Source organism: Micromonospora sp. WMMA1949, from assembly GCF_027460145.1.
GTDB lineage: Bacteria > Actinomycetota > Actinomycetes > Mycobacteriales > Micromonosporaceae > Micromonospora.
In genome coordinates this window covers 6,516,565-6,524,838 of sequence record NZ_JAPZBG010000001.1, presented here as the reverse complement: position 1 = coordinate 6,524,838, position 8,274 = coordinate 6,516,565, and the positions used below count along the sequence as shown (strand labels likewise).

The window sequence follows — 8,274 nt, the reverse complement described above, 5'->3', positions numbered from 1 at the left end:
CCACACACTCTTCGTCTTCGTCTGGTTATGCGCCGCCCTCACGGCCACGCTCGTCACCTTCTCACTGTTCCCGACGTCTACGGCCGACGGCACAGTCTTCGGGGTGACCCTTGGCGGAGCCGGCGCCTTCGTGCTTCTCGTTTGGACCGCCGCGCTGCGGGCCGGCAACCGGGCCGCCGACCGGGACAAACATGAGGCCGCAGCCGCCCGCAGGGCCGTCCCCGCCGCACCGCCCGAACCGGCCGGAGCTGCCGTGATCGGCCGTCAGGAGACCCACTGGTATCGCCTGCGCCGCACGGCTGTCCTGAGTATGCGCTGGATCGGGGTCATCACCGGTGACGTACGCCGGGTAACCAGCGCCGACGCCTGGGTCAACTCTGAGAACACTGACCTGATGATGTCCCGCATCCACGATTTCTCGATGTCCGGCATCATTCGCTACGGAGGTTCCCGCCGCGACCTGACCGGCCGGGTCCTCGACGACGTGATCGCCGACGAACTGGCCGACGCGGTCCGCGACCACCGCCCGGTGACCCCCGGCATTGCCATCGTGACCTCGGCCGGCGAGCTGGCCCGCACCAATGGCGTACGCATGATCGTGCATTCGGCCGCGGTCGAGGGTCAGCCCGGCAGCGGCTACCGCCCGATCCGTGACCTCGATCAGGCCGTGCAGCACGCCCTGGAAGCAGCCGAGCACCCCGTCCTCGCCGACGGCACCGCTCTCGCCCCGGCCCAGGTAGTCCTGTTTCCGCTGGTCGGCGCGGGCACCGCAGGCGGCGACCTGGACGAGACTGCCCGCACCCTCCTGCTGGCCGCCGTCGACCACCTGACCCACTCGGCCGCCGCCCCCGAGCGAGTGCTGTTCCTCGCCTATACCGAGGCCGAACTGACCGCTTGCCGGCGCGTCCTCGACGCCTGTCCCGACGTGACCAGCAAAAAGCCCGCCCCGGCCTGATCGCGCAGTCGACCTTCCGGCACTGTGGCGCGCTCGCCTACGACACTTGACCGGGTGACGCCGGTCGCCCGGCCCCCGGCTGCCCGTCCCGTGGGTTGTCGTCGATTTCAACGGTGTGGTTGCGGGTGTACGGCAGGGGAGGGGCAGCCATGGGCATCTGCGTCGTTTGTCGGGCGGATCAGCGCACGGTTGTGCTCATCGGCCGCTGGGGTGTCCCGTACGGTGCTTCGGGGCACGAGGTCAACTATCGCTGGAGCAGCGTGGTGGCCTGCCCGGAGTGTGGTGCTGGACTTCTGGTGCGCTTTGATCACGATTGCTTCCACCCGCCGTGGGAGGAGCCGTGGGAAATGGACTGGTCGTGGCCGGTCGACGCTGGCGGGGTCCAGCGGCTGATGTCTGCGCTCGTCGGGTGCACTGACCCGCTGCAGCCCTCCTGCGAATGTTCCGCGCACCGCGGGTTGCGGGACACCACCGAGAGACCGCCGCCGCGTGAGGTCCCGGAGACGGTCGTGCTGGCCGAGGACGGGCTGCCGCAAGTCCGGTCGGTACACGGCCTATAAAGCTGGCAAGACCGGTGGATAGACGGGCAGACGTGGCGGACGTGGCGTACGTGGCGGACGTTCAATCTTCGGCCCCCGTTTACCCCCCGAAAACCCGGGCCAAATGTTGGCGAAGAGTGACAAGAGCCGGTGAGGCCCGAAGACGGCTTTGCAGACCATGCTGAATACCTGCAGCTCCTGAGCCCCGCACACCGTTTCATACTGGGCCGCGCCAGCCTCAACCCGGATGTGCAGCTGTGGTCTGCTCGTCCCGCCGATGCAGGGGGAGTCAACCGCGGATCCGGGTCAGGACGGGCGGAGCCTGCGGGCCGGTCACATCCAGTCGGCGAAGACTTCGGGAAGGTGGTTGAGGTCCGGTGGTCGGACTGTGACGAGCCGGATCCCGGAGAGGCCAGCAAGCTCGATCTTGCGGCGGACCTTGGCGGCGTAGTCGTCCTGCTCCAGCATGCCCAGCGCCTCGACGTATGTGCCGTCGGGGAGGAGCCAGTCGGCGCGCAGGCCGCTGGTGTTGAGCAGGTGGTGCCGCGGGTAGTGCGGCTCCACTTCGTGTGCGATCCCATGGTGGTGCAGGAAGTCGTCGATGTGCCGTTCGAACATCGACCGGCACAGGTGTCCGTCGGCCGCGACGGAGAGAATGCCCCGCGCGGGGCGGGAGGTGTCGGCGAGTAGCCCTGCGACATTCAGCCAGTCGGTCCAGGTGCGCTGCCGGCGGCCTGGGCGGGCAGTGAGGGAATGGGTGCGGGGGATGAGGAACCGGCACAGCATCGCCTCGTCCGCGAGGGCGGGATCGGTCACGGTGATGTGGGCAAGCTGTCCCTTCGAGGGTGGACCGGAGAACTCGATCTGCGCGAGTCGGCGCAGGGCCCAGATCGTCGCGTCGGTCCACGGCCCGTCGCTGCCGTTGTCCCGCAAGACGCCCTGGTCGGCGAGGACGCAGCAGTCGAAGCAGTACGCGAGCCCGGATCCGGTGCTGTGCGCCGCCGTGCCGCAGAGACGGCACGGGTGGGTGCCGTCGTCGATGTCGTGGGTGTGGAACATCTTGCCGAGGAGCGTGCGTTGCAGCTCGAGGGTGAAGGCGGCGACGTTTGGTACGGGCTCGCGCGCCGCGCGTACGTTCAGCCAGGGACGGTGTGGCTCCGGTACCAGGTGGAGGGCCCGCGCGGTCAGGCTGCACGAGGCCGGGACGACCGTGAGGTCGTCGACGATCGGTCCGCCTCCTAGCCGGTAGATCGACTTGTCGCGGACGACGGGACGGAATGGCCCGATCTCCGCGGCCAGGAACGCGGCGGCCCGCCGGTTGTGGTCGACGGTGGTGGTCGAAGGCGACGCCCAGTGCACTTCGGCGGGATGGACGTCGTGGCGCTTGAGCAGCGTGGTCAGCGCAGCGAGATGGGGGCGGGCGTAGACGGTCAGAACGTTGGAGTCCGGGTCGTACATGCCGGCTTCCGGTAGCTCGTCGAGGTCGACGCCGTCGCGCACCACCCGCACGGACCAGATCTGCTCCCGGTCCGTCGGATTGTCGCGGAACCGATCGGTCCTGATGATCGCGTCGGGGAACTCGTTGAGCTCGGTGAAGTCGTCGGGGAGCGACACGTCGACACCGTGGTCGCGTAGGGCCGCGACGGCGTCCGGGCGGACCCGCTCGTCGATCAGTGTGAGAGGGCCGTCGGGCAACTCGTAGCGACCGACCTCGAGGCCGGACCGGTCGGTGACGATGACCCGTTCGAATCCCCAGGTGGATCGGCTGACCGCGCGAACCCCTTCATACGGGTGCGGGACTTGCCGGTAGTCCGCCCAGGTCTTCAGATCCACCGAAGCGTCGGCGTCCCACCGCTGCTGGATTCGGCTCCGCTGCGTCGGGACACCCCAGCGTCCCGTGGCCACCCGGGTGGTGAGAGCGCTACGAAGCAGTCGACCGAACTGTCCAATCAACCCCGAGCGGACGGCGTCCTCGACGGGGGCATGTGCCGCTGGCGGTCTCGCCGCCTCGAACCCGTCGACGAGCAGGTGCAGTGGACCGGCGTCTGGCAGATGTAGCCGGATACGGCCGGCCCGGTAGCCGAAGCGACGCGCCTCCGCCCGCGTCAAGGGGTTGTGGCGGCTGGGCTCCCAGTCCTCGTCATCGTCATCGTCATCGTCCCAATGGTGATCTTCAAGTGGCTCGAGTTCGATCCAGCCGTGACAGCCGATGGCATGCGGTGCGGCGGCGGCCGCGAGCCGATGCAGACTCTCGCCCACCCAGTGCAGGGTGCTGTCGTACAGGTAGCCCATGTGCCGATCGATGACCGAGCCGCCGCTACCGGACGGTGCGACCACCGCGATCGCCTGCGGGTTGTAGGCGTTGTCCGGACGGGGCGTGAGGCCCAGCACCACCGGCAGGCGCAGCTCGACCTCGTCGTGCCGGTCGCGCGCCTCGACGATCCGGTCAGCATGAGTCAGATTGTCGAGGACGAACCGGCGCAGCGCTGCGACGGAGTCGTCGAAGACCGCTATGCCCGTCGAATGACGCGTGTTCCCCGGCGGGATGAGGACCATCCCGGCAGCAGACTCGAAGGCGATGTGATCTTGCTCGGCGGGCATCAGCGGATCATGCCAGAGGCCCTGAGCAGCAGCTCTCCGGGTGGGTCGAACGGTGCCTGCGGAGGGCCGGCACCTTTCGAAAGCCGACCGGAGTAGCTTCCTCGACACACCGAGACACCGGGTACGGCTCGTAGGGCTGACCCCTTGTGGCATTCCGGGGCAATAGTTCGTTGTCACCGTGTCTCGCGCCGGCGGTACGACATGCCAGGCGGCCGCGCCGGCGGCGCGGCCGAGGTGGTAGCCGAAATGAAGAGCTGGCAGTGAGGTGCACAGCTGCGATCTGGCGAAGACCGTTGGCTGGCTGGCGACTCAGGCGAGCCAGGCCCGCCCGTTGAGGGGCCGGCGTGGACTGTGGCGGCGAACGACGCGACCGGCGCTGTCCCTGACGGGGCCCGGCGTCGACTCGCTTTCGTGCCCGGTGTCGGTCGGTCAGGTCAGCGTCGGTACCCGCCCAGTAACCGGTGACATCCGCTGTGCAGGCGGCCAGAGCGGCCACCTCAGTGTCGCAAGCCCTACACCTGCCGGCTTACCAAAGTCGAGGTTGCACGAGCATCACCCGCTACCGCCTTCGTATCGGGCGTCCATTGGGGCCCGACGTACGTGACTGTTTTTCTAGCGACGTGCTGAGGAGAGTCATCGCAACTGCCTGCTTCCTTCGGGCGGCGAGTATGGACGTTTGGGTCTCCCGCAACCGCACGCAAGCCGGCGAGGATTCGTGTGTGTTGAAGCGAACCAAGCAAGAGAGCTGGGTTGAATGGATCATCCCCCTCGTGCTTGTCCTGCTACTGGGCTGCTTGTGGTGGCTTTGTGGCCTCCCCATCATCGGGAGACGGGCCAAGGGTTGGCGGTTTGCCCTGGTTATAGTCGTGCGAGCAGCCGTTCTCGCGGGGGGCTTTTGGCTTGTCGACCAGCCTGTCAGCCAACTATGGGGTGTCGGGGTGATCGTTATCTGCGGAGTAGCGGGTTGGCTGACGATCCTACGTCGGCTCTTGTCCAACGAACGAAAATTGGCTCGAAAAGACGAGCCCTCCAACGGAACGCCGCCGCCGATTCGGCCAACTTCGAAGCTGGCGCACCCGCCGTCACGGGAGAATCTTGAGCTGACCGAGCAGATGCGCCGCCTCGTCCTCCGACGGCGCGGGCTCGAGGCCCGGACCGGGACTGGGCGGTCTTCAGCACCTTTCCGCACTTCGGCGCGTTGACGGCCGTCCTACGCCAGCGGCTACGAGCAGCAGTTCGCCGGCATCGACTAACTTGATCTTTAACCTGTGCGGCGTGGACGTGGATTGACAGACTTCGTTTTCTTTGCAGCCGCTGTCTTGGCGTTCGTGGTGGTCGCGGTGTGGACGTCGTAGCGCGGGGTGGGGTGAGTGTTGCGGCGGCCGGGTGGCCGCCCTGGTCCTGCCCGGGAGGGTTTGGGTGCACCGGCCGGACAGGTGACTCTCGGGCGGAGGTGCCGAAACCCTCGGCGGACGCGGGCGGGTGACAGACGCTGCGGTGGTGCGGGTTTCTCCCAGGGCCGGCGCAGGTCGGCGGCGAGGGCGCGGGCCAGGCGGAGCTGGGTGTAGGCGGCGAGGATCATCCAGGTCCAACGGTCGGCGGCCTGCGGGGTGCGGATCTTGGGGCAGGTCCAGCCGAGGGTCTGTTTGAACAGGCGGAACGTGTGTTCGATGTCGAAGCGGCGCAGGAACGTCTGCCAGAGCCGGTCGACATCGGCGGCGGTGGCGTCGACGCCGGACCACCACAGCCAGACCGGCTTCGGGGTCGCGCCGCTGGGTAGATGGTCGACTTGCAGCCGGATGACGGTTCCCTCGATGACCGGCAGTACCTTCGCCGAGTCGATCCAGGCGGATCGGTGCGTCAACCGGGGGTGCAGCCGGTCCCAGGCGCGAGCCCACGCGCTGCCGTAGAGACGGGTGTCGGTGATCGTGGCCGCGTCGGGTTCGCCCCAGGTGCTGGGATCGCCGAAGACGAACTCGCCGCCGTGGCGGGGCGGACGGCCGACCGTTCCCGGCTGCCGGGGCGGCACTGCCCGGCGTAGTACCCGGTCTGAGCGCATCCGGGCGAGGACCTGCACGGGCAGGTCACGCAGGAGAAACGCCAGCCGGGGCGCGTCGTAACCAGCATCGGCCACGACCAGGATGTCCGGGTCCCCGGCCTGCCACTGTCCGGCCCCGATCAGCCGGCCCACGATGTCTCGCAGCTGACCAGCGGTGACCGTGGCCGCGTCGTCACCAGGCGCCAGCCGCACCGCGTCCAACGGCGCGGTCCACGAACTGCGACCAGATTCCAGGGCCACGACCATCGAGTACGGCCAGCCCGGGATCATGATGGTCTGATCCTTGCCGCGGCCGTAGGTGTGACACAAGATCCGCTGCGGCGAGGTGTGCGCGTCCGGCCGCAGCCAGCAAGTGATGTCGACCGCCAGGACGAGACGACCATCAGCTGCCCGCGGCAACGACACCCCGGCGAGGGCCGTGCGCAGCCGATCGATGTCCAGCTGGCCGCAGGCGAGGGCGTCATACAGCGCCCCGTGACCGCGGCGGTGCTCGCCCACCAGCGACAACTCCACCAACGACCGGACCGGCCCGTCGGCGCACAACACCGCGTCCGTCAGGTCGAACAATGCCTCAGCCCGAGCGGTCAGGCAGTCGTAGAACTCTCGCCGGAACCTGTCCAGGTCCCCGACGGCGTCAGCCGCAGCACGCTCATGCACACTGGTCACCAGAACAGCCCTTGGTTATTGATGCTCTTCCCTAGACAAGAAGATCATCGGCCAAGGGCTGTTTCCGTGATCGGTCAGGGTCCCTACAGGGCCCTCGGAGGTTAAAGATCAAGCTAAGGCGTGTTTCGGAACTCGGGTTGGCCGGTTGAAGTCACGGCGTGGCGGTGATCGATAACTGAAGAGGTCTCCGGTACTTGGTACAACGACCAAGAAGCACCATGCACCGGAGACCTCGTGGCCACCTTAGCGGTGACGAGGCGGCATGACCTGACTGACGCGCAGTGGGCTGTCCTGGCCCCGTTGCTGCCTGCTGCGTCGTCTACCGGCCGGCCGCCGAAGTGGGAGAAACGGCAGCTCATCGACGGGATTCGGTGGCGGATTCGGATCGGTGCACCGTGGCGCGACGTGCCGGCGGAGTACGCGCCCTGGCCGACGATCTACGGACTGTTCCGTCGTTGGCAGCGCGATGGAACCTGGGAACGGATCTTGTCAGCGTTGCAGGCCCAGGGTGACGCCCGGGGGCGGATCGGCTGGACGGTCAGCGTGGACTCGATGACCAGTCGCGCTCACCAGCACGCCGCAGGTGCGCGCACCGACGGCCATCTGCAGAAGGAACCACCCGGTGGGGTTCATGATGAGCCGGCCGACCACGGGCTGGGCCGCTCCCGTGGAGGGCTGACGACCAAGACACATCTGGCCTGTGAGCAGGGCCAGAAAGTCTTGTCCTTGATCGTCACCGCCGGGCATCGCGGGGACAGCCCGCAGTTCATTCCGGTCCTGCGCCGCATCCGCGTGACCCGCCTCGGCGTCGGCCGGCCCCGCACCTGCCCCGACCTGGTCCTGGCCGACAAGGCCTACACCAGCCGCGGCAACCGCCGATACCTGCGCTCACGCGGAATCAAGGCCTGCATCCCCAGCAAGAGCGACCAGGACGCCCACCGCAAAGCCAAAGGCTCCAAGGGCGGACGCCCACCCACCTTCGACAAGGACCTCTACCGGCTACGCCACGCCGTCGAGAACGGCATCAACCGACTCAAACGCCACCGCGGCGTCGCCACCCGCTACGAAAAGCTCGCAGTCCGCTTCCAAGCCGTCCTGACCATCACCATCATCACCGAGTGGCTCTGACCGGCTTATGAAACACGCCTTAGTTCTTCGACTGGCTGGCGCCGAGCTGCGACCTGCTCGACGAGCGGCAAGGAGGAGATCATCGGGGCGCTGCTCGACCGGCCCCACTGGATCCTCGGTACGGGAAGGTGACCACGTGCGGGTCGGCGCGGGCCTTGGCGATCAGCGTTCGCAGGTCGGCCGGGTAATCGACCACGCGCTCGACGGACACCACGCCGGCCGGGCTATTGTCGGCCCGGTCCCAGCGGATCGTGATGTGTCATCTATTGCGCCACTGCACGACCCGGACGGTACTCGTACAGGGGTTCGATCGTCGAGCGATCGGG

Annotated in this window: 4 protein-coding genes; 2 read left to right on the top strand and 2 right to left on the bottom strand. The window is 67.8% G+C overall.

Annotated features, from left to right (window positions below):
• Positions 1–955 (top strand): macro domain-containing protein (locus O7607_RS30350; RefSeq protein ID WP_269706854.1); only part of this gene is annotated, 955 nt, incomplete at its 5' end.
• 872 nt (positions 956–1,827) lie between these two features.
• Here the strand turns inward: O7607_RS30350 and O7607_RS30345 are convergent.
• Together O7607_RS30345 and O7607_RS30340 are read right to left on the bottom strand one after the other, a co-directional pair.
• Positions 1,828–4,095, bottom strand: coding sequence for a hypothetical protein (locus tag O7607_RS30345; protein ID WP_269700146.1), 2,268 nt, complete (start codon positions 4,093–4,095; stop codon positions 1,828–1,830).
• Between the two features lie 1,261 nt (positions 4,096–5,356).
• Positions 5,357–6,820, bottom strand: coding sequence for an NF041680 family putative transposase (locus tag O7607_RS30340; protein WP_269700144.1), 1,464 nt, complete (start codon positions 6,818–6,820; stop codon positions 5,357–5,359).
• A gap of 249 nt (positions 6,821–7,069) precedes the next feature.
• On the opposite strand from O7607_RS30340, the gene O7607_RS30335 reads away from it, so the two are divergent.
• Complete coding sequence (locus tag O7607_RS30335; protein ID WP_442929509.1) at positions 7,070–7,948, top strand: IS5 family transposase; 879 nt, start codon at positions 7,070–7,072, stop codon at positions 7,946–7,948.
• The last annotated feature ends 326 nt before the right edge of the window (positions 7,949–8,274 follow it).

Excerpts from the sequence above, each read along its gene's own strand:
- O7607_RS30345 (WP_269700146.1), bottom strand. The coding sequence starts at position 4,095 with ATGCCCGCCGAGCAAGATCACATCGCCTTCGAGTCTGCTGCCGGGATG.